Raw genomic sequence first — 22,247 nt, 5'->3', positions numbered from 1 at the left:
CATGGGTATCGGGGCGCGGCGGCGGTGGGTCTCCGCTCACGCCACCGATTTCGGGGCCGGTCACCTATTTCGGGGGCCGGCCGCCGATCTTGCGAAGTAGGCCGGTGTCCGTGTCGCAGGCGCGTGCACTACCACTGGCCACTGGTCGAGTACTGGCGCGTGAGCATGTGCACTGGCCATATCGCCACTGCGCATGCTCAACCGCCAGTTCTCGACGATGCACTGCTCGCGTGCGCAGCGGCCAGTTCTCGACGATGCACTGCGCGCGAGCTCAGCGGCCAGTTCTCGACGAGGTGCTGCGAGAGAGTTCAGTCGTCCTTCTCGGGGTGGCGGGCGAGGTTGATGACGGCGGCGACGAGGCCGCCCCAGACGGTCACGATCGCGATGACCATCATGACGATGGAGGCGACAGACATGATCACTCCTGAGATGCGGTGGTCGAGAGGTGAGGTGACGGGTGAAACGTGAGGTGGCGGGCGAGAGGTGAGGTGACGGGGAAGGACGGTGGCATGAGCTGTGCGGGCTGCTGTCCCCCCGACTACCGGTCGGAGCGCAGTTCGTGCGGGGTGGCGGCCTGGGACGTCGTGACCAGACCCTTGCCGGCCGCAGCTTCGGGGGCGATCGGATCACCGTCGGAATCGTCCTTGTACAGGTTCGATCCGGCCGGCCACGGGATCAGCGAGAGCACCACGGCGACGACGACAAGACCGATGGCCATCAGCCAGCCGAACACCAGCACGAACCAGCCCGGGTACCCCATATAGGTAGTCCCCGACGTGAGCAGATCCGTCGTGCTGAAGAACAGCGAGACGCCCAGCACCAACGGGGCGATGACGGCGACGCAGAGCATCCAGAGCCAGCCGATACGGAAAGTGCCCTTGTAGTTGAGGTGGTCGCGCAGCGTGGGCAGGCCCCACACCAGGTAGGTGACCACGATCGTGGAGACCAGGGCGACGGCGACGATGCCGTACTCGTTGGCCCACTTGTCCAGCACGTCCAGCAGCGGCAGGCCCATCGTGGTCGAGAACAGCACGGTGGAGACCACGGCCAGCGGGATGCACACGCCGAGCGTCGCGGGGATCCGGGCCAGGCCGAACTTGTCCTGGAACGCGGCGATGACCACCTCGACGATCGAGATCAGCGAGGTGAAGCCGGCCAGTACCAGCGAGCCGAAGAACAGCACACCGATCAGCGCCCCGGCCGGAGCCTCGCTGATGATCGTCGGGAAAGCGATGAACGCCAGCCCCACCCCGTCGGTGACGACCTCGTCGATCGCGAGGCCCTGCGCCTGGGCCATGAAGCCCAGCGCGGAGAACACCCCGATGCCGCAGAGGATCTCGAAGCTCGAGTTGGCGAAGCCGACCACCAGGCCGGAACCGGTGAGGTCGGTCTTCTTCTTGAGGTAGGAGGCGTAGGTGAGCATGATGCCGAAGGCGACCGACAGCGAGAAGAAGATCTGGCCGTAGGCCGCGATCCACACCGACGGATTCAGCAACGCCGCCCAGTTGGGCTGGAAGAGGGCCTCGAGACCGTCGATCGCGCCGGGCAGGAACAGCGAGCGCACCACCAGGATCACGAACATGACCACCAGCAGCGGGATGAAGACGACGGAGCTGGCGGCGATGCCCTTCTGCACGCCGAGAGCCATCACCACGATGACCGCGAGCCACACCAGGATCATGGAGATCAGCACGGCCGGGACCACGTCGAAGGAGATGGTCACGTCCGCGCCGCCGAGGGCCTGGGTGTACTCGTTGAAGAAGCCCTCGGCGTCATCGCCCCAGCGCTGGTCGAGCGAGAAGATCGTGTAGTTCGTGGCCCAGGCCAGGATCAGCGCGTAGTACAGGGCGATGATCAGGGCGACCAGCACCTGCCACCAGCCGATGAACTCGGTCCAGCGCTTGAAGCGGCGCCAGGCGGCAGGGGCGGAGCCGCGCCAACGGTGACCGACCGCGTAGTCCAGGAACAGCAGGGGAATGCCTGCGGTGAGCAGCGCGATCAGGTACGGCAGGATGAACGCGCCCCCGCCGTTCTCGTAGGCCACGGACGGGAAGCGCCAGATGTTGCCGAGGCCGACGGCCGAGCCGATCGCCGCGAAGATGAAAGCGGTCCGGCCCGAGAAGGCTCCGCGATCGGCGCTCGTACCCGCGGTGGTCGGGGAGGGGGTGGATGCGGTCACTGTTCGCCTCCGGTGAGGGCGCCGCGGGGCGGCGCAGGTGGGTCAGGACAGGGTCGAGCCCGCTGGGGGCCGGGGTGGCGCACGGTTCGCGGATCTCGCCGACGTGCGGGTGGCCGGGGCATGCGACGACGGCGGGGTGTGCCACCGTGCACTGTGCGGGATGATACGCGCCCGACGAGCGCGGCGATATCCGCGGGGTGCCCACGGACAGCCGGCTCCCGCCTCGAACCTCGCCCTCTTCCACCTGGAAGCCCTCCGATTGCCGCGTCAGGACCGAAGTTCCTCTCGACATCGGTCCTGTCGTGGCAATCGGCGGCTCGCCGTGCGGGGCGAGCTCGGGTGTCGGGGCACGCTCGCCGCTGAGCTCCGGTCGCCGCCGGGATCACTCGCGCGGCGGGGGCGGCGGCGTGGGGGCGCCGACCGGCGGGGCCACCCGCGGGTGGGCCGACGGATCGGCCGTGCCTCCCGCCTCCCCGTCGGACCCGGTTCCGGCTCCTGCGTCGGCGTCCGAGGCGGCCCCGCCGCCTGCTGCCGCACGGGCGGGGGCGGGATCCCAGCCGGCGTCGACGACGCGTCGCTGCACGAGCACGGCCGCGGTGAGGATCAGTCCGCCGATCACCGCCAGCAGCACGATCCCGGGCACCACGCCGGTGCGGGCGCCGTAGCCGATGAGGATGCCGAACCAGCCGAAGTCGGTGTCGCCGAAGGTGGTGTTGGCCGAGCCGAAGGTGCCCAGCACCTTCAGCAGCAGCGCCGGGAGGAACGTGACGAGCAGGCCGTTGACGAAGCCGCCGGCGACCGCGCCGCGTCGGCCGCCGGTCGCGTTGCCGTAGACCCCGGCCGCGCCGCCGGTGAAGAAGTGCGGGACCAGGCCCGGCAGGATCAGGGCCAGGCCCAGCACCGGGCCGAGCCACACGCCCAGCACCAGCAGTCCCACCAGACCTCCGACGAAGCTGGAGAGGAACCCGATCAGCACCGCGTTCTGGGCGTAGGGGAAGACGATCGGCGCATCCAGAGCGGGGATCGCCCCCGGGACCACCTTGGCGGCGATGCCCTGGAAGGCGGGGACCAGTTCGCCGAGGATGGTGCGCACGCCGAAGAGGATCACGGCCACGGCGATGCCGAACTGGAGGCCCTGGGTCACCGACTGCATGAGGTAGTTGCCGACGTCGCTGGCGCCGCCGTCGAAGGCCTCGAAAGCGGTGGCTCGCCCGGCACGGGCCAGGTACACCACGGCGACCACCAGGTACATCAGCACCATCGACAGGGCGGTGGCGACCATCGAGTCGCGCAGGAAGCGCAGCGACTCGGGCACCTTGATGTCCTCGGTGGAGCGGCTGGTGCCCTTGCGATCCACGAGGCGACCGACCGCGCCGGAGGCGATGTACCCGGCGGTGCCGAAGTGCCCGATGGCGATCGAGTCGTCGCCGGAGACGCGTCGGGTCCAGGGCTGGGCGAAGGCAGGCAGCGACACCATCAGGATGCCGAGCAGGAGTGCTCCGAGCACCACCACCACGACGGTGGGCATCCCGGCCGAGGCCATCACCACGGTGATCAGGGTGGCCATGAACAGCAGGTGGTGGCCGGTGAGGAAGACGTAGCGCAGTGGCGTGAAGCGGGCCAGCAGGATCGCGACGGCGAAGCCGAGGATCATCAGCCATGCCACCTGGGCGCCGAACTTCTCCTGCGCGATGCCGGCGATGGCCTCATTGGTGGGCACGACGCCCTGGGCGCCGAGGGCGCCCTGGATCATCACGCCGAGCGGGGCGAGAGAGGCGGTCACCAGCGTGGCGCCGGCACCGATGAGCAGGAAGCCGAGAACGGCCTTCAGGGCGCCGCCGGTCACCTGGCCGACGGACTTGCGCATGGCGATCAGGCCGATGGCCGTGATCATGCCGATGAGATAGGCGGGGACGCTGAGGAACTCGTTGACGAGGAACTCGGCGATCGAGACGAGCACATTCATGGTCTGGCTCCGGGGTGGGGGTGCTGGACGGGGAGGAGGGGATCAGACCGCGTAGCGGCGCCGCAGCGCTGCGTCGATCTCGACCTGGGAGGAGAAGTTCTGGATGACCTCGACGGGCACACCGACCTCGCCGAGGGTCTGCGCGATCGCGCCCGAGGTGAGGATGACGTCGGCGTCCTTTGCCTTGCCCTTGGCGGAGATGGTGTCGGTCGCCTCGATGCTCAGGTACGGGGCCCAGCCCCAGCGGTCGAGCACCTGCTCCGCGGTGTTCTTCAGGAACAAGCTGGTGCCCAGTCCGTTCCCGCAGACGGTGAGGATGAGGTTCTTCGACGGGATCGCCTCGGGGTCCGTCGCCGTTGCCGCCGGGGTGGTCCGCGCGGCACCGGCGGTCGAGGCGCTCCAGGCGTCGGCCGCGCCTGCGGCCCTGTCCGCACCTGCCGCACCGTCAGCATCCGTGGCGGGAGCCGCTCCGTCGGCCGCTGCCTCCCCCTGGTCGCCCAGGACCGCGAGCACCTCTTGCGCGCTCGCGGCGGTGTCCAGGGCCTGGCGACGCTCGGGATCTGCCAGCACCCCGGCCAGGGCGGCCAGCGCCTCGCGATGGGCGGACTCGTCCGCGGCGGCCAGGGTCATGACCAGCTGCACCGGGTCGTTGGCCTCGTGCCCGAAGACGACCGGCTCGGAAAGGCGCAGGAACGACAGGGCGGTGCGATGAACAGACTCGTCCGGGCGGGCATGGGCGAGGGCGAAACCCGGGGTGATGACGATGTAGGGGCCGTGCTCCTCGACGGTGCGGAGCATCGCGTCGATGTAGGCGGCGTCGATCGCGCCGGTGGCGACGAGCAGGTCGCCGGAGCGGCGGATCGCCTCGGTGCGGTCGGCGGCCGGGGCGTCGAGCTGGATGGCGGCGGGATCGAGGAGGTCGGTGAGCTGAGACATGGCGGGTGTTCTCCGAAGGGGGAGCGAGAGGCGCAGGGGTGGCTCCCGAGCGTACGTTCTCGTCGGTCGCCGATCACTTCTCGGGCGCAGGGCGAATGTCACGGCGCGGGATCGGCTCGGCGACGTCCTGCCAGGTGGGCCGCCTGGTGGCTTACGGTGATCCGCATGACGTCAGAGCAGCAGGCGCCGGAGGCGCAGCACACAGAGTTGTCCACCGCCTATCTCTCCCAGCTCGAGTCCGAGCGGGAGTCCGCGATGCGCACCGCCTCCCATCCCGGCTCCGCTTTCGCCGGCGCTGATCCCGCCCTCCACGACCGCCTGGAGGCCCTGGTCGAACGGGACGCCGTGGAGATGACGGCGCTCATGCTCGACCTCGGCGAACATCCCGAGGTCGCCTTCGAGGAGCATCGTTCCGCCCGCGCCATCGTCGACGTCCTCGCTGCCCACGGCATCGACGCCCAGCTCGGGGTCCACGGGCTCGATACCGCGATCCGGGCCGAGATCCACGGGGCGGGCGCCGAGCAGGAGGGGGCGCCGACGCTCGCGATCCTGTCCGAGTACGACGCGCTGCCGGGCGTCGGCCACGGCTGCGGACACAACGTCATCGCCGTCATGGGCCTGGGCGCCTTCCTCGCTCTGGCCTCGCTCGCGGCGGTCGATCCGGCGGCCGTCCCGGGACGGGTCGTGTTCCTCGGCACTCCCGCCGAGGAGGGCCACACCGGGAAGGAGTACATGGCCCGCGAGGGCGCGTTCGACGGTCTGGACGCTGCCGTGATGGCCCACCCCTACGGCTACGACCTGGCCGATCAGACCTGGCTGGGCCGTCGGACCCTGACCGTCGAGTTCCACGGCCACACCGCCCACGCCTCCGCGCAGCCGTTCATGGGCCGCAATGCCCTGGACGCCGCGAACCTGATGTACCAGGGGATCGGGCTGATGCGGCAGCAGACCCCGCCGTCGGATCGCATCCACGCGGTGATCCGCGAGGGCGGTGAGCGGGCGAGCGTCATCCCGGACCACGCGAAGCTCGACCTGTACGTGCGCTCCCAGCGGCCCGAGACCCTCAAGGACCTCTCTCGGCGGGTCGAGGACGTGGCCCGCGGCGCCGCTCTGATGGCAGGGGTGGGCGTCACCGTCGGCTGGGACCATCACCCGCCGTCGCTGCCGGTGCGCACGAACGAGGCGCTGACCGGTCGCTGGGTCCTGGCCCAGCGTCGCCGCGGCCGCGACCCCCTGCCCTTCGGTGTGGTCTCGCCAATCCTGGCGGCCTCCACGGACTTCGGCAACGTCAGCTACCGGGTGCCCGGCATCCACCCCGTCATCCGGATCTCCCCGCCCGAGGTTGCCCTGCACACCCGCGAGTTCGCGGCCTGGGCCGTCTCCGACGACGCCCGCGCCGCCACGGGCGACGGGGCCTACGGGCTGGCCGCGACCGTGCTCGACGCCCTTCACGACCCACAGCTGGCCACCGCCATGACCACCGAGTTCGACGTCGCCGGCGGCGCGATCGACGTGCCGTCGTACTTCCACTGACCGAGGTACGTCCATCGACCGTCGCCCGCGCGCTGACCGACGACCACCGCTCCGTCGGCCACAGCCGGTCGGCGTCCACAGATCCCGGCCCCCGCTCCCCGCCCCGACCCGACTGGAGTCCCCATGAGCGCAGCACCGACCGAGCCGGCGAAGACCGGTCTCACCGACAAGCTCCTGAACGGGGTGGAGAAGGCGGGCAACAAGCTGCCCGAGCCCTTCATGCTGTTCCTGATCCTGTTCGCGATCACGGGCGTCGTCTCCACGGCGATGGCCTGGGGCAACGTGTCCGTCACGGTGCCCGGCTCGGACGAGGCCACCGCCATCAAGGGCCTGTTCACCGGGGAGGGCCTGACCTGGCTGACCACCAACCTCGGTGAGAACTACATCGGCTTCCCGCCGCTGGTGACGGTGATGCCGATCCTGCTGGCGATCGGCATCGCCCAGCACTCCGGACTGCTCGGCGCCGCGATCCGCAAGCTGTTCGGCACCTCCCCGGCCTGGGCGCTGCCCTACGTGGTCGGGTTCGTCGGCGTGATCTCCTCGATCATGGCCGACTCCGCCTTCGTGGTGGTGCCGCCGCTGGCGGCGCTGGTATTCAAGGCCGCCGGCCGACACCCCATGGCGGGCCTGCTGGGCGGCTTCGCCGCCGCCGGCGCCGGCTACTCCACGAACATCTTCCCCACCTCGTTGGATGCGCTGTTCGCGGGCATCACCACCTCGGTGATGGGGGCGCTGCCCGAGTTCGACTTCACCCCGGTCAACCCGGTCTCGAACTGGTTCTTCAACATCGCCTCCTCGCTCATCCTGGGCTTCATCGCCGGGTTCGTGATCGACAAGCTGGTCGAGCCGCGCCTGGTCCGCATGGGGATCAATCGCGACGAGGTCTCCGTGGACGGCGAGCAGTCCGACACCACCGACTCCGAGCACATGCGCGCCAAGCTCAGCCCCGCCGAGAACAAGGGCCTGCTGATCGCCGTGATCAGCGCGGCCGTGCTCACCGCCCTGTTCCTGGTCGCGTTCCTGATGCCGGCCTCACCGTGGCGGAACGAGGAGGGCACCTTCCTGCCCGAGTCCCCGCTGCTGAGCTCGATCGTGTTCATCGTGGTCGCGTACTTCATGGTCGTCGGCGTCGCCTACGGCGCCGTGGTGGGCACCCTGCGCACCAGCCGCGACGCGGTGCGGATGATGTCCGACGCGATCAAGGAGATGCTGCCGTTCGTCGTGCTGGCCTTCATCCTCGGCAACTTCATCGCTCTGTTCAACTGGTCCGGCATCGGCACCTGGATCGCGGTCACCGGCGCGGCCGGGCTCGAGGCCTCCGGGCTCGACGGCTTCGCCGCCGTCCTCGGCTTCATCCTGCTGGCCAGCTGCCTGAACCTGTTCATCATCTCCGGCTCCGGCATGTGGGCGATCATGGGCGCGGTGTTCGTGCCGATGTTCGCGCTGATCGGGTACGAACCGGCGTTCACCCAGGCCGCCTTCCGCGTGGGCGATTCCGCCACCCAGGTCATCACCCCGATGAATCCGTACATGATCGTGCTGCTGGGCATGGTGCGGAAGTACGAGCCCGACGCCGGATTCGGCACCTTGATGGCGCGGATGCTGCCCTTCGTGGTCCCGTTCTGGCTGGTGTGGACGATCATCCTCGCGATCTTCTTCGTCGCGGACCTGCCGCTCGGCCCGGGCAACGGCATCTTCCTGGGGCAGTGACGGCCTCGGGGGAGACGGATCCCCCGCGCGGGGGAGGCGGCACGGCAGCCGTGGGCCGAGGCTCGAGGCATGGATACGACACACCGCCCACTCCGCCTCCTTCTGCTCCTGGCCACCCTCTCCAGCCTGATCTCCGCCGGGCTCGGCATCCGGTGGCTGCTCGCGCCGGGCGCCTCCGTCATCGCCCGGATGTCCACCCCGCCGCCACTGGTCGATCTGGTGGGCCCCGGGCCGATGTACACGGCACAGATCGTCGTGGCCCTGCTCGGCGCCGCCACCGCTGCCGTCCTGCTCGCCGTGCGGGAGGTGCCCGAGCGTACCGCCCGGCTCGTCGCCGCCGTCGGGGTCGCCCAGGTGGTCCTGTTCGGGCTGGGGTTCGCGAGCTTCACCACCCTGGCCGGGACCGGGTACCTCCTCGCCCTGGCCATGCCCTTCATCGTGGTGGCCTGCGGCATCGCACTGCTGTGCGGGGACGGCCCCGCGCGTCGGGGAATCGGCGCGGGGATCCTGCTGCTCCTCGTGCTCGGCCTCATCCTGGGCCGCGACGTCGTCGGCCAGCTGGCGGGGTGGATCGTTCCCGTCGTGCTGGCCGACGCCGGGGAACTGCTGATCACGGCGCACGTGCTCCTCGAGGGAGCGATCTGGGCGGCGCTCGTGGTCCTCGCACTGCACAGCTCCCGGACCCTCGGCCGGGTGGGGGACTGGGCCAGACGGCATCGTCGCGCGCTCACTCTCCTCGCAGCCTGCGGCCCGCTGCCCTACGCGCTGATCCGCCTCAGCTGGCTCACGCCGTGGGCGTATCTGGGCGGTGCCGCCGCCGAGGCTGACCTCGCGACACGGGTCTGGGGCCTGGCACTGTCCACCGGGGCCTGGCTCGGCGTGCTCCTGACGATCGGGCTCATCCGGCCCTGGGGCGAGAGGTTCCCGCGCTGGTTCCCCGTCGTCGGCGGAGGTCCCGTGCCCGTCGCCACGGCCGCGATCCCCGGCTTCACCGTCGCGGCGCTGCTGTGCTTCGCCGCCGTGCCGATGGTCCTCAGCGCCTCGACGCTCGGCGTCGCCGAGATGCTCTCCTTCGCGCTGGTCTTCCCCTGCTGGTTCTGGGGACCGGCACTCGCCCTCGCCGTCTGGGGGTACATCGGCCACCGTCGCTCGACCATCGGCCCTCGTGCTGAGCGCCGTCCCCGGTCCAGGATGGGGGCGTGAACATCCGACGGCACGGCGCGCGGTTCGCGTGGCTGATGACGGGCGCGGCGATCGGCACGACCGTCGTCCTCGTCCTCTCGCTCGTGGGCCTCGTCCGTCTCGAGGTGCCCCTGTCGCTGCGCACGCTGGCGGCAGGGGTGCTGCTCGGCGTGCTCCTCGGCGGGCTGCTCGGCCTCGTCCCGGGGGTGCGGGAGCTCGAGGTCACCGCGGCGCGCTCGATGCTCGGGGTGCGCCGGGAGCTCGTGGTGCCGCAGCGCCCGGGGCTGGTCCATCGACTGCAGGACGTGGTGTGGGTCCAGGTGCACCTGCTGGCCGGGCTGCTCGTCGCCGCGAGCCTGACCATGCTGATGCCGTTCGCGGTGCTGACCCTCGTCGAGGCCGTCCGGGGCGTGCAGAGCGCCCTGGTCCCGACGGCACCTTCTGTGATCGGGAGGGCGGGTATCGCAGCGGCGGCGTTAATCACGTCGCTGCTCGCGCTCACCGCTGCCGGCCCGATCGGCTCGCTCGCGGCGCGTCTGGCCCCGCGCCTGCTGGGCCCCACCTCGCGCGACCGGCTCGACGTGGCCCTGGCCCGCATCGCTCAGGAGACCGAGCACCGGCGCATCGCCCGCGAGCTGCACGACGGCATCGGCCATGCCCTGACCATCGTGAGCATCCAGGCTGCTGCCGGAGGACGCGTGATCGATCGGGACTCCGCGGCGGCCGCGCAGGCCCTCGCGCGAATCGAATCCACCGCCCGTGAGGCGCTCGTCGAGCTCGACCAGGTGCTCGCGGATCTGCGTGCCGAGGGGATCGACCGGACGGGGACGATAGGGCGTGCTGACGGGGCTGGGCCGACGGAGGGGCCAGACGAGGCGGAGCCGACGGAGGGGCCCGACGGGGCGGGGCCGACGAAGGAGAAACCGACGGAGAAGCCCGCCGGGGCGGGGCCGACGGAGGTGCCCGACGGGGCTCGGCCGGCGCCTGCTCCCGCAGAGCAGGGGCCGACTCGAGCGCCCGAGGCTCTGTCCATCGCCGATATCTCGCTCGAGGCTCGTCTCGATCATGTCCTCGCAGGCCACCGCCGCGTCGGGATGGACCTGCGCGGCAACCTCGACGTGCCCGGGAACCTGCCTCCCGCGCAGCACGAGCACCTGCTGCGGATCGTCACCGAGATGCTCACCAACGCGCTCCGCCACGGCGGCCCTGGCCCTGTGCACCTGCATCTCGAGCAGCGACGGGAGTCGACGGGGGAGCGCGCCACCGTGATCGCGTGCGAGAACCCCTGCCCGACTGCCACCGCGCACACGTCCGTCGGCGGTCGCGGACTGGTCGGGCTGCGCGAGCGCCTCGACCTGTGGGGCGGCACGCTGGAGGCAGGGCCCGTCGGCTCCGCGACGGACCCGGCGGGGAGCGGAGCCGAGACCTGGCGCACCCGTGCCGTCCTCCCCCTGCTGCCGGAAAGGCTCGACCGATGACTCCCCCTTCCACCCCGGACGACGACCGCGCCCCGGTGCGGGTGCTGCTCGTCGACGACGAGCCGCTGGTCCGCCAGGGGATGGGCATGATCCTCGCGGCCGAACCGGATCTCGAGGTGGTCGGCGATGCCGGTGACGGGGCGGAAGCCGTCGCCCTGGTGCGCCGCGAGGCTCCCGACGTCGTCTGCATGGACGTGCGGATGCCCGACCTCGACGGGATCCGCGCCACGGAGCTGGTGCTGCGCCTGCCCCACCCGCCGAAGGTCCTGGTCGTCACCACCTTCGAGCACGACGGCTACGTGCTCGACGCGCTCCTGGCCGGTGCCTCGGGTTTCCTGCTCAAGCGCGCCGGCGCCGCCGAGATGGTGCAGGCTGTGCGCACGATCGCCCAGGGCGACAGCCTGCTCTTCCCCGCGGCGGTGCGCTCTCTGCTGCGACCCCGCGCCCGCACGGCCTCCTACATGGGGCCGGACCTCACGCCGCGTGAGCAGGAGGTGCTCGAGGCCGTGGCCCGCGGGGCGAGCAATGCGGAGATCGCCGCGCAGTTCGTGGTCGGCGTGGAGACCGTGCGCACCCATGTCGCCTCCGTGCTGCGCAAGCTCGGGGCCCGCGACCGCACCCAGGCCACCGTCATCGCCTATCGCACGGGGCTCGTCGAGCCCTGAGCAGGCGCCACGGGGTCCGTGACGTGCCGGACCGGACGGGGCGCGCCGCCCAGGCCCCACGGACGCGCCCCCAGGCCCCACGGGCGCATCGCCGCGCCCGCTCGGGGGAGCCGTCGGAGCAGTTGTGCACCCCCACGACCGGTCCGCGGTGGCGCACCGGTCGTGGGGGTGCACAACTGCACGATGCGGGTGCAGGATGAGCGCATGAGCGACCTCGCCGCGCGGCTGCGCGCCCTGCCCGCCTTCCCAGAGGACCTGCCCGTCCTGGACCTCGAGACGCTGCCCGAGGATCCGACCGAACTGTTCGCGGCCTGGCTCGAGGAGGCGATCGCGAGCGGCGCCCGCCAACCCCACGCGATGACTTTCCAGACCGCGCTGCCCGACGGCACCCCCGTCGGCCGCACCCTGATCCTCAAGGACCTCGACGAGCACGGCTTCCAGGTCTCCACTCGCAGCACCTCGCGCAAAGGCAGGCAGCTCGCCGAGAATCCGCGGGCGGCGATGCTCTTCTTTTGGCGCGAGTCCGGCAGGCAGGTGCACGTCACCGGGGAGGTCGTCGCCCTCGGGGAGGACGTCTCGCAGCGCGACTGGCTCGCCCGCCCCACCTCCGACGGACAGCCGAACCCGGAATGGCAGGTCTACGCCCTGCAGCCCACCGAGATCGAGTTCACGCAGGCCCGGCACGACCGTCTGCACACTCGTGTCGCCTACCGGCGGGAGGACGGTCGGTGGATACGCTGTTCGGATCGCTGAGAGGAGCGCATGATGGCCAGAGGTGCCGTTCCGTACCCGCGACAGCTGCAGCGCAATGGTCTGACGATTCTCCTGGTCGGGGTGTTCGCAACGGTCGTGCTGGCCGTACTGCACGGTGGACTGGACTGGATCAACATCGGCCCGTTCCTCATGGTCGCCGGGGCCATCATGGCCCTCATCGGGCGCATACTCCAGGCGCGAGCACGCAACGCCGAGGCCGACGCCCGTCGACGCTGACCTCCCCTCTCGCGTCGCCGCTCAGCGCCCGCCCGGAGGCGCCGGGGGAGGGCGTGGCCGGGGTGATCAGCTGACGATCGTGGCGTCGCCCTGTCGGGCGTTCAGCAGATGACTGCGTGTGTACCCGGTGATGCCGATGCTCTGAGCCCGCCCAGGATCGGAGACCAGGATGTTCCCGTCGGAGTCCTTGCCCTGGGCGACGACGAAGTGGCCGTAGTCCGCGTCCTCGCCGATCAGGGCCCCGTGATGGACGTGCAGGATCACGACCGACCCGCTCGCGGCGGCATCCACGCCCTCCTCGTACTCGGCGTGCGTCGCGGTGCCGTCGTACTCCTGGATGCCCTTCTCGAGGTCCTCGAGGTAGGCGCCCCAGTAGTCGACGCTCTTGGCCGAAGGGTCGCCCCACGGAGACAGGCCGCAGTGGGCGCGCATGTCCATGACCACGGTCGCGTTGCCGCCCACGGCTGCGCCCTCCGCCCCAGAGACGTACTCATCGGGCGACCTGTCGGCGGCGACCAGAGCGATCACGGCTGACGCCGGGCCGCAGTTCTCCTGGTCCCAGGGGCCGGTGCCGATCTGGTCGAGGACCACGAGATCGCTCGCGGCGTGCGCGTTCGAGGTGGCGAACAGACCGGCGGCCGCGGCCAGGCCGGCGACGGCGACGCTCCTGAACGCGGTGCGTCGACTGACGGTGGTGTTCATGGGGCTCGTCATCCCGGATACCTCCGATGAGTTCCTGTCGGGCGGTGCAGAGATCGCCTGGAGCGCGGATCGCCGACTGTCACGCTCCACGCTCCGAGACGCGCGGCCCAGCGGCAAGAGGCGAGTGATCCTCCGCTCGGGCGGCCCTCGGGGCAGGCGACGGTTTCGCGTCGACGCACTGCTCCTGCGCAGGTCATCGTGACCACACGGGGGAGGAGCCCATGGTGACCGGTCGGTCGGTGCAGAGCTGGAAGCGGTGGTGCGCGCGACCGTAGGCGCTCACGATCCCGTCCCCCATGAACCCGAGCTTCTCCAGCACTCGAGCCGAAGCGGGGTTGTCGACATCGACCAGGGCCACCAGATGCGGCAGTCCCAGCGGCCCGCAGGCGGCCCGAACGCACAGCCGCGCCGCCTCGGTGGCCAGCCCCCGCCCCCACCAGCGACGGCCCAGGGTGAACCCGAGCTCGACGCCCTGGTCGGTGACCTCCAGGCCCGCGTCACCGATCAGCTCCCTGCTCGCCCGGTCCACGACGGCCCAGAACGCGAAGCCGCGCTCGTCCTGGTGGCGGCGGTAGTCCTCGAGCATCCGCGCCGTCGTCGAGGGCGCAACCGCGCCGCCCTCGCCGACGTACCGCATCACGTCCGCGTCCCCGTAGACGACGTGGGCGTCGTGGGCATCGGAGAGTTCGAACGGTCGCAGCATCACGCGGGGGCCGAGCAGCGGGAACACGAGGGACATGACGGCAGTCTGAACGGAGCGTCGATGGTGGTCAACGCGATTCGACGGGCGCCGCTCGGGCTACCCTGGCGACGATGTCCCGCGCCGCCCTCCTGCCTCCCGTCCTGCTCGGTCTCGTGGTCCTGCTGCTCGCGCAGATGGTGGGCCTCGCCGCGTCGGAGCTGCTCGCCCTGCCCGTGCCGGGGGTCGTGATCGGGATCGTGCTGCTGGTCGTGCTGGGCCTGCTGCGGCCCACCCGCGCGGTGCTGCGCATCGCCGAGCCCGCCGCGACCCCGCTGCTGCAGCACCTTCAGCTGCTGTTCGTGCCGCCCGGGGTCGGGATCGTCCTGGAGCTGCAGTCCCTGGCGCAGAACGCGCTGTCGATCGCGCTGGCCGTCGGCGGCTCCTTCGTGGTGACGCTGCTGGTCGCGGGGTGGCTGCTCCAGGCTCTGCTGCAGCGGATGGACCGTCGCCGCGGGGGCCGCCCCACCGCGACCGACGGCCCCGGGGCGAGCGAGGGGCACGGAGCGGCCGACGGGCCCGGCGGGGGTGCGCCTCCTGCGGGGACGGGACCGGTCCCGGGGAGCGCCGGCGCATGAGCACGCTCATCCACCTGCCGGTCTTCGGCCTCGCCCTCACCCTCGGCGCGTACCTCCTGGCGCTGTGGCTGTACCAGCGCTGCGGTCGGCCGGGACTGCTCTCCCCAGTGCTGGTCACCGTCATCCTGGTCGCCGTGGTCCTGCAGGCCACCGGGCTGCCGTACGACGAGTACCTCGAGCAGGTCACGGTGCTGACCCTGCTGCTGGGACCCGCGACCGTGGCCCTCGCCCTGCCCCTGCTGCGGAATGGGCGGGCACTGGCGTCCTCGGCACCTGCGGTGGCGACGACCCTCACGGTCGGCGGGGCGCTCAGCGTCACCCTCACCGTCGGCGCGATGACGCTCCTCGGAGCGGGTGACGACATGCTGCGCGCCGCCCTGCCACGCTCGGTGACCTCACCGGTGGGGCTGTCGATCGCGGAGACCCTGGGGGCGTCGGTGCCACTCGCCGTGGTGCTGACCCTGATCTCGGGCGTGCTGGGCGCCGTCGTCGGTCCGGCTCTGCTGTCCCTCGCCCGGGTGCGGGACGAGCGCGCCCGGGGCTTCGCCATCGGCCTGACCTCACACGGCATCGGCACCTCGCGCGTGCTCGCCGAGTCGTCGGTGGCGGGAGGCTGGTCCAGCGCGGCGATGGTGATGAATGCTCTGGTCATGACCGTGGTGCTGCCGATCGTCTCCGCGCTGGTGACGGGCTGAGCCAAGCGCTCACAGCGGCCGGAGCAGGCCCCGGGTCGCCGGTCGCCCACGCGGTGCCCGCCTGATGTGCCCTCACGCGACGGCGGTCACGGGCTGCTCGCTGCCTGAGGGCCGTTTGCCGCCTGAGGACCGATCGTCGCCACGACATCGGTCCCTACGCGGCAATCCGAGGCCGTGTCGGGGAGGGGGTCAGGACAGGTCGAGGAAGGCGCGCAGCTCGGCGAAGGCCGACGGGACGACGGAGTAGTGCGCCCAGCGTCCCTTCTGCTCCCGGGTGAGCAGACCCGCCTCGACGAGCTTTTTCATGTGATGGCTGACCGTGGGCTGCGAGATCCTGAGCGGCTCCGCCAGGTCGCAGGCGCACACGTCCCCGCATCCGGACGTGGCGATGTGCGAGAGCAGTTGGAGACGGGTCGGGTCGGACAGCGCCTTGAGGCGCACGGACAAGGACTCGGCCTCATCGGTGCTGAGCGGTCCGCCGCCCAGGGAGCAGCAGTCGCCGGCATCTGCGCCGGGCGCGCAGGCGGCCTCAGCCCGCCCGCCCGGTGTGGTCAGGTCCAGGTGCTGGGGAGTGACGGTCATGGATGCACCTTACATTGACGGGCATCTATGAGAAGGCTACTGTTCGCATCGATGTTCGTCTATAGGAAGAGGTCGCAGTGACCACGGCCCCCTCCGCCGCCTCCGCCGCTCCCACCGGTGTGCGCGGCGAGATGTCGTTCCTGGACCGATGGCTGCCGGCGTGGATCCTCGCCGCCATGGCCCTCGGCCTGCTGCTCGGGAGCTTCGTGCCGGGTATCGGCCCGGCGCTCGAGGCGGTGAGCATCGCCGGGGTCTCGCTGCCGATCGCGGTCGGCCTGCTGGTGATGATGTACCCGGTGCTCGCCAAGGTCCGCTACGACGAGACGCGCCGCATCGGCGCTGACCGTCGTCTCATGGTCACCTCACTGGTGCTGAACTGGCTTGTCGGGCCCGCGCTGATGTTCGCGCTGGCCTGGATCTTCCTGGCGGACCTGCCCGAGTATCGCACTGGGCTGATCATCGTCGGGCTGGCCCGCTGCATCGCCATGGTGCTGATCTGGAACGACCTCGCCTGCGGGGACCGCGAGGCCGCGGCCGTGCTGGTCGCGATCAACTCCGTGTTCCAGGTGCTCGCCTTCGGAGCGCTCGGCTGGTTCTACCTGCAGGTGGTCCCGTACTGGCTCGGCCTGCCTGTCACCTCGGCGGAGTTCTCGATCGGCGCGATCGTGCTCAGCGTGCTCGTGTTCCTCGGGATCCCGCTGCTGGCCGGCTTCCTCACCCGCGTGATCGGGGAGCGCCGTCGCGGCCGGGCCTGGTACGAGGAGACCTTCCTGCCGCGCATCGGCCCCTTCGCCCTGTATGGGCTGTTGTTCACGATCGTGCTCCTGTTCGCCCTGCAGGGCGATGCGATCCTCTCCGCCCCGGGGGATGTGGCCCGGATCGCGCTACCGCTGCTGGCCTACTTCGTGCTCATGTTCGTGGGGTCTCTGCTGCTCAGCCGGGCCGTCGGGATGGACTACGCCCGCTCCACCACGGTCGCCTTCACCGCCTCCGGCAACAACTTCGAGCTCGCCATCGCCGTCGCGATCGGCACCTTCGGGGTCAGCTCCGGCCAGGCGCTCGCCGGCGTCGTCGGGCCGCTCATTGAGGTGCCCGTGCTCATCGCCCTGGTCTACGTCTCGCTGTGGCTGGGTAGACGCTTGTTCCCCGGGGATCCCACCGTCCCCGTCCGCACTCCCGAGAAGGTCTCCGCTTGAACATCGACAACCCGTCGGCGACCTCGGCCCGGACACCGTCGGTCTTGTTCGTCTGCGTCAAGAACGGCGGCAAGTCCCAGATGGCCGCTGCCCTGCTCGAAGCCCGCGCCCGTGGCGCCGTCGAGGTGCACTCGGCCGGCACGAAGCCCGGCAGCGCTGTCAATGAGCTGTCGGCCGAGGTGGTCGCCGAAGTCGGTGCGGACATGTCGGCCTCGAGCCCTACGCCGGTCGATCCGGAGCTGCTGGTCCGGGTCGACCGGGTCGTGGTGCTGGGGGAGGAGGCGGTGGTCGAGCCGGTCCCCGGCATGGTCGGCACGATCGCCACCTGGCGCACCGACGAGCCCTCCGAGCGCGGTATTGACGGCATAGAGCGCATGCGCCTGGTGCGCGACGACATCGATGCGCGAGTCGCAGTGCTGTATGAGGAGCTGACGGCCCACGGGGAATGAGCTCGGGGCGCTGCGAGGGTGTCGGCCGGTGAGGCGAATTCCGCACAGCGAGCCCGCCAGGCAACGCGGATCGGCGTGAGCTGCCCGGTGGTCGCCCACGACCGGTGAACCACCGCCGAACGTCTTCAGGGCCTCACGAGTGTTCGAAGATGCTGCGTCGGCGCGGCGAAGGCGTCGGGCACGGCGTCCAGACCGACCGGGGTGCTGAGCACGACCGGGTCCTCGAGAACGGCGGCGTGCTCCGTGCTCAGCAGCGCGACGGCCTGCGCGAGATGCTGGGGCTCGTAGTTGTGCACGCCGGTGATCGTGTGCCGGCCACGCACTACCTGCTCCGGATCCAGGCCGACGGCCGGGCCGGGGAAGACGCTGCCGGCGAGCACGGCGGTGCTGCCCACGTCGAGGGCCTCGAGCACGCTCGTGACGCTCGTCGGAACGCCGGAGAACTCGAGTGCGAGGTCCACGGGGCCGACGCTGCTCTGCTCGGGGGCGAGGGTGAAACTCGCCCCGGCCCGCTCGGCGAGGGCGCGGCGCGTGGGGGAGGGGTCGATCGCGCGAATGTCGGTGGCGCCGGCGGCGCGAGCGGCGAGGACCGCGAGCAGTCCGAGCATCCCGACCCCGCTGACCAGCACCCGGGCCCCGGCCAGGTTGCGGGACGGACCGGCATCGAGTGCGGCCATGACGGTCGCGCCGGCGCAGGCGCTGATCGCAGCGGCCCCGTCGCTCACCTCGGCCCCCGCCCGCACCACCGCATGACCCGCGGGCAGCAGCACGTGCGTGGCGAAGGAGCCGGAGAGCGGCCACGACGAATCGAGGGCCTCGTGCCCGGCCTTGAGAAGGCGTCGGCACTTGGCCGAGTGCCCCGCCCGGCAACGGTCGCAGCCCCCGCACGCCGAGACGACCGACCACACGATCCGATCCCCGACGGCGAGCGGGCGGCCGTCGACGTCGGCCGCGACGGCGGACCCGGTCGCGATCGGCCCGGTGGCTGCCCCGGGGCCCGCGCCGGGCCGGGGCACGCTGTCGAAGGTGCCGAGCGCGACGATCACGCCGACGCCCTCGTGCCCGAGGATTCCGGGGCACGGGGACTCGCGCAGACCGGTCACGGTGTGCCGGTCCGAGCCGCAGATCGCGGCCGCGGTGACGCGCACCAGAATCTCGCCGGGACCAGGCACCGGCAGCGGCAGCTCCCGCAGCGCGAAGTCGGATCCGCCCGTCCACACGAGTGCGCGCACGGAGGCTGCGGCGTCGGGCGCGGTCCCTACCGCGGCGCCGGCCGCGGGAATATCGACAAGAGCGGCCCCGGGCGCGGCCCCGACCTCACTCTGCTGGACCCGGGCGCTCACCGCGACTCCGGCGCCTCGGCGAGGCTCAGCAGCTGGGGCAGGTCGCGGACCCCGTCCAGGACCTCGTCCGCCCCGGCGGCCTCGAGCTCGGCGCGGGTGAGCTTGCCGGTGAGCACGCCGACCGCGAGCACCCCGGCGCGCCGCGCCGACTCGACGTCCACCGCGGTGTCCCCGACGGAGACGACCAGGGCGGAATCGGTGACTGAGGTCTGCGTCATGACCTGCTGGATCATGAACGGTGCCGGCCGTCCCTCGGGGACCTCGTCCCCGCACACCACGGCGTCGACCATGGCCCCGTCGGCCGCGGATCCGACTCCCCAGCCCATCCGCTCCAGGATGAGATCCGCGATGTCCCGGGAGAACCCGGTGGTCAGACCGACCGAGAGCCCTTGCGCGCGCAGCGTGGCCAGGGCGTCCTCCACGCCCGGCAGCGGTACCGGCGGGTTCTCGGTGTAGGTGCGGGTGAGCTCGGCGAGGAACCAGGCGAAGGCGTCGTCGACGCGCTCCTCGGATGCCTCGATGCCGCCGAGGGTCAGCAGATTCTCGATGGCGGAGCGCTTCTCGGTGCCCATCCACTGCTGGAAGGTGGCGTCGTCGACGCGAGCGCCCTCGCGCTCGACGGCATCGCGCAGCACGCGGTAGACCTCGTAGCGGTCATCGATGGTGGTGCCGGCCATGTCGAACACGGCGAGCTGCAGGGCGCGGGTCATGGTGGGGTCTCCTTGTCGTCGTGCGGGATGGAAGAAGGCGAGGCGCAGAGGTCAGCGCACCGCGCGCCGCAGCCAGATCGAGAGTGCCTCGACGGCCAGCACCACGGCGATCATGAGCAGCACGATCGCGGTGACCACGTCGAACTGGTTGACCCGGGCGGCGTTGAGCAGCAGGAAGCCGACGCCGCCCGCGCCCACCACGCCCAGCAGGGTCGCCGAGCGGATGTTCGTGTCCAGCAGGTACAGCACGTGCGCCACGAAGGCCGGGGCGGCTTGACGCACGGTCGCGGCCACGAAGACCTGCGGCCCGGTCGCGCCGAGGGTGCGCACGGCGTCCTGGACGCGGAGGTCGGTCTCCTCGAGGGAGTCGGCGATCAGCTTGGACAGCAGGCCGACGGCACCGAGCGCGAGCGCGAGCGTGCCGGCCACCGCGCCCAGGCCCGAGATGACCACGAAGATGATCGCGAGGATCAGCTCGGGGATTCCCCGGATGATCACGATGAGCAGCCGGAAACCGGTGTGCACGGCCCGGTGCGCGACCACATTGCGGGCGGCCAGGATCCCGATCGGCAGGGCCACGATCGCGCCGAGCAGCGTCGCGGCCAGGGCGACCTGGAGCGTGACCAGCAGATCCGCGAGCACGGTCGACGCGGCGCCGCCGAAGCCGGGCGGGACGAACAGCGCCATCGTCTCCGGGAGCGCGAACAGGCCGTCCAGCAGTATGGTGGGGCTGATCTTCACCTGCTGCAGGGCGGCGAGCGTCACCACCACGACGGCGAGGCCGCCGAGCAGACGACGGATCCGCTCCACCGACCAGGGTGCCTCGGCCCGCACCGGGCTCGGGCTCGTACGCCCTCCCGAGGAACGGTCGAGGAGCCGGTCGGCCCAGGTGGAGCGGAGGGAGCGCCCACCACCGGGCAGGAGCGCGGCCCGCACCGCGCCGGAGAGCAGCTCGACCGCGATGCACAGCGCGAGCACCACCAGCGCCAGGGACATGCCGCGCTGATAGTCCAGGGATCGCAGGGCGTCGGCGATCGCCAGGCCGATGCCGCCCACGCCCACATACCCCAGCAGCACCGAGATGCGCAGGTTGATGTCGAAGCGGTGCAGAGCGGTCGCGACCACCTGCGGCAGCAGCGCCTGCGGGATCGCGGACCAGATCTGCTGCCGGCGGGAACTGCCGACTGCCTCCACGGCCTCACGGGGCGCGTCGTCGAGCTCCTCGATCGCATCGGCGTAGAGCTTGCCGATCATCCCCACCGAGTGCAGACCCATGGCGAGGATGCCGGCCACCGGGCCCAGGCCGAACAGGCGCAGGAACACGATCGCCAGCACAAGGTCGGGGACCGCACGCGCCAGCACGATGAGGGTGCGGGCGGTGCCGCGGGTGATCCTGCCGGCGGTCGTGGCCCGGCCCGCCGCGAGGGCGACCGGCACCGACAGCACCACGGCGAGCACGGTCGACAGCACCACGATCGCGAGGGTCTCGAGGATCATCCCGGCCAGCTCGGCGGCGGGCGGGAAGTCGAGCGGCAGCATGCGCCCGGCGAAGTTCACGGCATTGCCGAGGGAGCCGACGATCGTCGGCACGTCGATGCCGAGGTCGAGCACGGACCAGATGCCGAGGCCGGCCAGGACGGCCATCACGATCCCCGCCCCGAGGGAGCCGAGGGAGGGGCGGCCGACGGGGCGGGCGAGCCGTGTGTCCGGTGCCGGGGCGGCGACCGGCGTCGTGGTGCTCATGCGCGGGCCGCCGCAGGTGCTCCGGCGGCCGCCGGGCGCGCCGGTGCGCGCAGATCGGTGAGCGATTCGAGCTCGGCCGTGGTGGGTGCCGCGACGGTGTCGTAGATCCGTGCGGCGTCCCGCGGGGACAGGCCCGTGGTCGCACGGTCGAAGACCACGTGCCCGCTGCGCAGCCCCACCACCCGGTCGGCGATGTCGAGGGCGAGCTCGACCTGGTGCAGCGCGGTGACGATCGTGAGGCCGTCCTGGTCGCGCAGGGCCCGCAGCAGCTCAAGGATCTGTCCGGACGAGACCGGGTCGAGGGAGGCGACCGGCTCGTCGGCCAGCAGCACCCGCGGATGCTGCATCAGTGAGCGCGCGATCGCGACCCGTTGCTGCTGGCCGCCGGAGAGGGTGTCGGCTCGCTGGTGGGCGCGGTCGGCCAGCCCCACGCGCTCCAGGTGCCGCAGGGCCTCGTGACGCACCCTTTTCGGGTACATCAGCAGGCTCAACCGCGGCCCGCGCAGCGTCCCGAGCGCTCCGGTGCACACGTTCTCCAGCATCGACATCGGGCCCACCAGGCCGAAGCTCTGGAAGATCATGCCGAGGTCACGGCGCTTGGCCCGCAGCTGCGCGGCGGAGAGGTCCCCGAGGGTGTCGCCGAGCACCCGGACGGTCCCGGAGGTCGGGGCGTGCAGCCCGTTGAGGTGGCGCAGCAGCGTCGACTTGCCGGAGCCGGACAGCCCCAGCAGGGCCGTGATCGAGCCGGCCTCGAGGTCGAGTGTGAGGTCGTCGAGCCCCTTGACGCCCTGCCCGAAGTCCTTGGTGACGTGGCGCAGGCTGATGACGGGGTCGTCGTCGCGGGAGGTGGAGGTCATGAGCGGGTCCTTCG

22 protein-coding genes are annotated in these 22,247 nt (G+C 71.5%); 11 read left to right on the top strand and 11 right to left on the bottom strand.

The window, feature by feature from the left end; translation table 11 throughout:
- Nucleotides 1-308: 308 nt before the first annotated feature.
- The 4 genes from JOF43_RS01310 to JOF43_RS01295 form a co-directional block, all read right to left on the bottom strand.
- Nucleotides 309-416 carry a methionine/alanine import family NSS transporter small subunit gene (locus tag JOF43_RS01310; protein ID WP_209898066.1) on the bottom strand — a complete coding sequence of 36 codons (108 nt, stop codon included), beginning with the start codon at nucleotides 414-416 and terminating at the stop codon, nucleotides 309-311.
- Nucleotides 417-538: 122 nt separating this feature from the next.
- Complete coding sequence (locus tag JOF43_RS01305) at nucleotides 539-2,179, bottom strand: sodium-dependent transporter (RefSeq protein WP_209898064.1); 1,641 nt, start codon at nucleotides 2,177-2,179, stop codon at nucleotides 539-541.
- A 382-nt stretch (nucleotides 2,180-2,561) separates the two neighbouring features.
- Nucleotides 2,562-4,145 (bottom strand): PTS ascorbate transporter subunit IIC, encoded by a 1,584-nt coding sequence (locus tag JOF43_RS01300; protein ID WP_209898062.1) that lies wholly within the window; start codon nucleotides 4,143-4,145, stop codon nucleotides 2,562-2,564.
- A 42-nt stretch (nucleotides 4,146-4,187) separates the two neighbouring features.
- Complete coding sequence (locus JOF43_RS01295) at nucleotides 4,188-5,081, bottom strand: PTS sugar transporter subunit IIAB (RefSeq protein ID WP_209898060.1); 894 nt, start codon at nucleotides 5,079-5,081, stop codon at nucleotides 4,188-4,190.
- A 165-nt stretch (nucleotides 5,082-5,246) separates the two neighbouring features.
- On the opposite strand from JOF43_RS01295, the gene JOF43_RS01290 reads away from it, so the two are divergent.
- From JOF43_RS01290 to JOF43_RS01260, 7 genes are all read left to right on the top strand, one after another.
- Nucleotides 5,247-6,614, top strand: coding sequence for a M20 family metallopeptidase (locus JOF43_RS01290; RefSeq protein WP_209898058.1), 1,368 nt, complete (start codon nucleotides 5,247-5,249; stop codon nucleotides 6,612-6,614).
- A gap of 123 nt (nucleotides 6,615-6,737) precedes the next feature.
- Entirely contained in the window at nucleotides 6,738-8,324 is a 1,587-nt protein-coding gene (locus JOF43_RS01285) for an AbgT family transporter (protein ID WP_209898056.1), read from the top strand.
- A 69-nt stretch (nucleotides 8,325-8,393) separates the two neighbouring features.
- A complete protein-coding gene (locus JOF43_RS01280; RefSeq protein ID WP_209898054.1) occupies nucleotides 8,394-9,527 on the top strand; it encodes a hypothetical protein in 1,134 nt (377 codons plus the stop codon).
- Nucleotides 9,524-10,984: a sensor histidine kinase gene (locus JOF43_RS01275; protein ID WP_209898053.1), complete on the top strand. Its 1,461-nt coding sequence runs from the start codon at nucleotides 9,524-9,526 to the stop codon at nucleotides 10,982-10,984. The genes JOF43_RS01280 and JOF43_RS01275 overlap by 4 nt, the downstream gene beginning before the upstream one ends.
- Nucleotides 10,981-11,649, top strand: a complete 669-nt coding sequence (locus JOF43_RS01270) for a response regulator transcription factor (protein WP_209898051.1) — start codon at nucleotides 10,981-10,983, stop codon at nucleotides 11,647-11,649. Before JOF43_RS01275 ends, JOF43_RS01270 begins: the two co-directional genes overlap by 4 nt.
- Nucleotides 11,650-11,853: 204 nt before the next feature.
- Nucleotides 11,854-12,402: a pyridoxine/pyridoxamine 5'-phosphate oxidase gene (locus tag JOF43_RS01265; RefSeq protein ID WP_209898049.1), complete on the top strand. Its 549-nt coding sequence runs from the start codon at nucleotides 11,854-11,856 to the stop codon at nucleotides 12,400-12,402.
- Nucleotides 12,403-12,411: 9 nt separating this feature from the next.
- Entirely contained in the window at nucleotides 12,412-12,639 is a 228-nt protein-coding gene (locus JOF43_RS01260; RefSeq protein WP_209898047.1) for a hypothetical protein, read from the top strand.
- A 66-nt stretch (nucleotides 12,640-12,705) separates the two neighbouring features.
- On the opposite strand, the gene JOF43_RS01255 is transcribed toward JOF43_RS01260, so the two are convergent.
- Together JOF43_RS01255 and JOF43_RS01250 are read right to left on the bottom strand one after the other, a co-directional pair.
- Nucleotides 12,706-13,341, bottom strand: a complete 636-nt coding sequence (locus tag JOF43_RS01255) for a hypothetical protein (RefSeq protein ID WP_209898045.1) — start codon at nucleotides 13,339-13,341, stop codon at nucleotides 12,706-12,708.
- A 193-nt stretch (nucleotides 13,342-13,534) separates the two neighbouring features.
- On the bottom strand, nucleotides 13,535-14,080 hold the full coding sequence (locus JOF43_RS01250) for a GNAT family N-acetyltransferase (protein WP_209898042.1): 546 nt from the start codon (nucleotides 14,078-14,080) through the stop codon (nucleotides 13,535-13,537).
- A gap of 74 nt (nucleotides 14,081-14,154) precedes the next feature.
- Between JOF43_RS01250 and JOF43_RS01245 the strand changes: the two genes are divergently transcribed.
- A complete protein-coding gene (locus JOF43_RS01245; protein ID WP_209898041.1) occupies nucleotides 14,155-14,658 on the top strand; it encodes a CidA/LrgA family protein in 504 nt (167 codons plus the stop codon).
- Entirely contained in the window at nucleotides 14,655-15,353 is a 699-nt protein-coding gene (locus JOF43_RS01240; protein ID WP_209898039.1) for an LrgB family protein, read from the top strand. Before JOF43_RS01245 ends, JOF43_RS01240 begins: the two co-directional genes overlap by 4 nt.
- A gap of 189 nt (nucleotides 15,354-15,542) precedes the next feature.
- Here JOF43_RS01240 and JOF43_RS01235 read toward each other — a convergent pair whose 3' ends face one another.
- Nucleotides 15,543-15,935 (bottom strand): ArsR/SmtB family transcription factor, encoded by a 393-nt coding sequence (locus tag JOF43_RS01235; RefSeq protein WP_209898037.1) that lies wholly within the window; start codon nucleotides 15,933-15,935, stop codon nucleotides 15,543-15,545.
- Between the two features lie 131 nt (nucleotides 15,936-16,066).
- Here JOF43_RS01235 and arsB point away from each other — a divergent pair, with 131 nt between their 5' ends.
- Both arsB and JOF43_RS01225 read left to right on the top strand, forming a co-directional pair.
- Nucleotides 16,067-17,131, top strand: coding sequence for an ACR3 family arsenite efflux transporter (gene arsB, locus JOF43_RS01230; protein WP_209903000.1), 1,065 nt, complete (start codon nucleotides 16,067-16,069; stop codon nucleotides 17,129-17,131).
- Complete coding sequence (locus JOF43_RS01225) at nucleotides 17,128-17,580, top strand: arsenate-mycothiol transferase ArsC (protein ID WP_281065003.1); 453 nt, start codon at nucleotides 17,128-17,130, stop codon at nucleotides 17,578-17,580. Before arsB ends, JOF43_RS01225 begins: the two co-directional genes overlap by 4 nt.
- A 125-nt stretch (nucleotides 17,581-17,705) precedes the next feature.
- Here the strand turns inward: JOF43_RS01225 and JOF43_RS01220 are convergent, their stop codons facing one another.
- The 4 genes from JOF43_RS01220 to phnC are packed head-to-tail and all read right to left on the bottom strand — an operon-like array spanning nucleotide 17,706 to nucleotide 22,233.
- A complete protein-coding gene (locus JOF43_RS01220) occupies nucleotides 17,706-18,923 on the bottom strand; it encodes an alcohol dehydrogenase catalytic domain-containing protein (RefSeq protein ID WP_209898036.1) in 1,218 nt (405 codons plus the stop codon).
- A complete protein-coding gene (locus JOF43_RS01215; protein WP_209898034.1) occupies nucleotides 18,920-19,633 on the bottom strand; it encodes a phosphonatase-like hydrolase in 714 nt (237 codons plus the stop codon). The genes JOF43_RS01220 and JOF43_RS01215 overlap by 4 nt, the downstream gene beginning before the upstream one ends.
- Before the next feature lie 51 nt (nucleotides 19,634-19,684).
- Complete coding sequence (locus JOF43_RS01210; RefSeq protein ID WP_209898032.1) at nucleotides 19,685-21,376, bottom strand: PhnE/PtxC family ABC transporter permease; 1,692 nt, start codon at nucleotides 21,374-21,376, stop codon at nucleotides 19,685-19,687.
- Nucleotides 21,373-22,233, bottom strand: coding sequence for a phosphonate ABC transporter ATP-binding protein (gene phnC, locus JOF43_RS01205; protein ID WP_209898031.1), 861 nt, complete (start codon nucleotides 22,231-22,233; stop codon nucleotides 21,373-21,375). The genes JOF43_RS01210 and phnC overlap by 4 nt, the downstream gene beginning before the upstream one ends.
- Nucleotides 22,234-22,247 lie beyond the last annotated feature (14 nt).

This window comes from Brachybacterium sacelli, assembly GCF_017876545.1.
GTDB lineage: Bacteria > Actinomycetota > Actinomycetes > Actinomycetales > Dermabacteraceae > Brachybacterium > Brachybacterium sacelli.
Note: the sequence above shows the minus strand (reverse complement) of the source record. Positions and strands in the feature narration are given on the sequence as shown.

Bases quoted from the DNA above. Each gene is read 5' to 3' on its own strand.
- JOF43_RS01295 (WP_209898060.1), bottom strand. From the start codon at position 5,081: ATGTCTCAGCTCACCGACCTCCTCGATCCCGCCGCCATCCAGCTCGAC.
- JOF43_RS01215 (WP_209898034.1), bottom strand. From the start codon at position 19,633: ATGACCCGCGCCCTGCAGCTCGCCGTGTTCGACATGGCCGGCACCACC.
- JOF43_RS01265 (WP_209898049.1), top strand. From the start codon at position 11,854: ATGAGCGACCTCGCCGCGCGGCTGCGCGCCCTGCCCGCCTTCCCAGAG.
- JOF43_RS01260 (WP_209898047.1), top strand. From the start codon at position 12,412: ATGATGGCCAGAGGTGCCGTTCCGTACCCGCGACAGCTGCAGCGCAAT.
- JOF43_RS01300 (WP_209898062.1), bottom strand. From the start codon at position 4,145: ATGAATGTGCTCGTCTCGATCGCCGAGTTCCTCGTCAACGAGTTCCTC.
- JOF43_RS01240 (WP_209898039.1), top strand. From the start codon at position 14,655: ATGAGCACGCTCATCCACCTGCCGGTCTTCGGCCTCGCCCTCACCCTC.
- JOF43_RS01210 (WP_209898032.1), bottom strand. From the start codon at position 21,376: ATGAGCACCACGACGCCGGTCGCCGCCCCGGCACCGGACACACGGCTC.
- JOF43_RS01255 (WP_209898045.1), bottom strand. From the start codon at position 13,341: ATGAACACCACCGTCAGTCGACGCACCGCGTTCAGGAGCGTCGCCGTC.
- JOF43_RS01235 (WP_209898037.1), bottom strand. From the start codon at position 15,935: ATGACCGTCACTCCCCAGCACCTGGACCTGACCACACCGGGCGGGCGG.
- JOF43_RS01250 (WP_209898042.1), bottom strand. From the start codon at position 14,080: ATGTCCCTCGTGTTCCCGCTGCTCGGCCCCCGCGTGATGCTGCGACCG.
- arsB (WP_209903000.1), top strand. From the start codon at position 16,067: ATGTCGTTCCTGGACCGATGGCTGCCGGCGTGGATCCTCGCCGCCATG.
- JOF43_RS01285 (WP_209898056.1), top strand. From the start codon at position 6,738: ATGAGCGCAGCACCGACCGAGCCGGCGAAGACCGGTCTCACCGACAAG.
- JOF43_RS01280 (WP_209898054.1), top strand. From the start codon at position 8,394: ATGGATACGACACACCGCCCACTCCGCCTCCTTCTGCTCCTGGCCACC.
- JOF43_RS01290 (WP_209898058.1), top strand. From the start codon at position 5,247: ATGACGTCAGAGCAGCAGGCGCCGGAGGCGCAGCACACAGAGTTGTCC.
- JOF43_RS01245 (WP_209898041.1), top strand. From the start codon at position 14,155: ATGTCCCGCGCCGCCCTCCTGCCTCCCGTCCTGCTCGGTCTCGTGGTC.
- JOF43_RS01270 (WP_209898051.1), top strand. From the start codon at position 10,981: ATGACTCCCCCTTCCACCCCGGACGACGACCGCGCCCCGGTGCGGGTG.
- phnC (WP_209898031.1), bottom strand. From the start codon at position 22,233: ATGACCTCCACCTCCCGCGACGACGACCCCGTCATCAGCCTGCGCCAC.
- JOF43_RS01310 (WP_209898066.1), bottom strand. From the start codon at position 416: ATGTCTGTCGCCTCCATCGTCATGATGGTCATCGCGATCGTGACCGTC.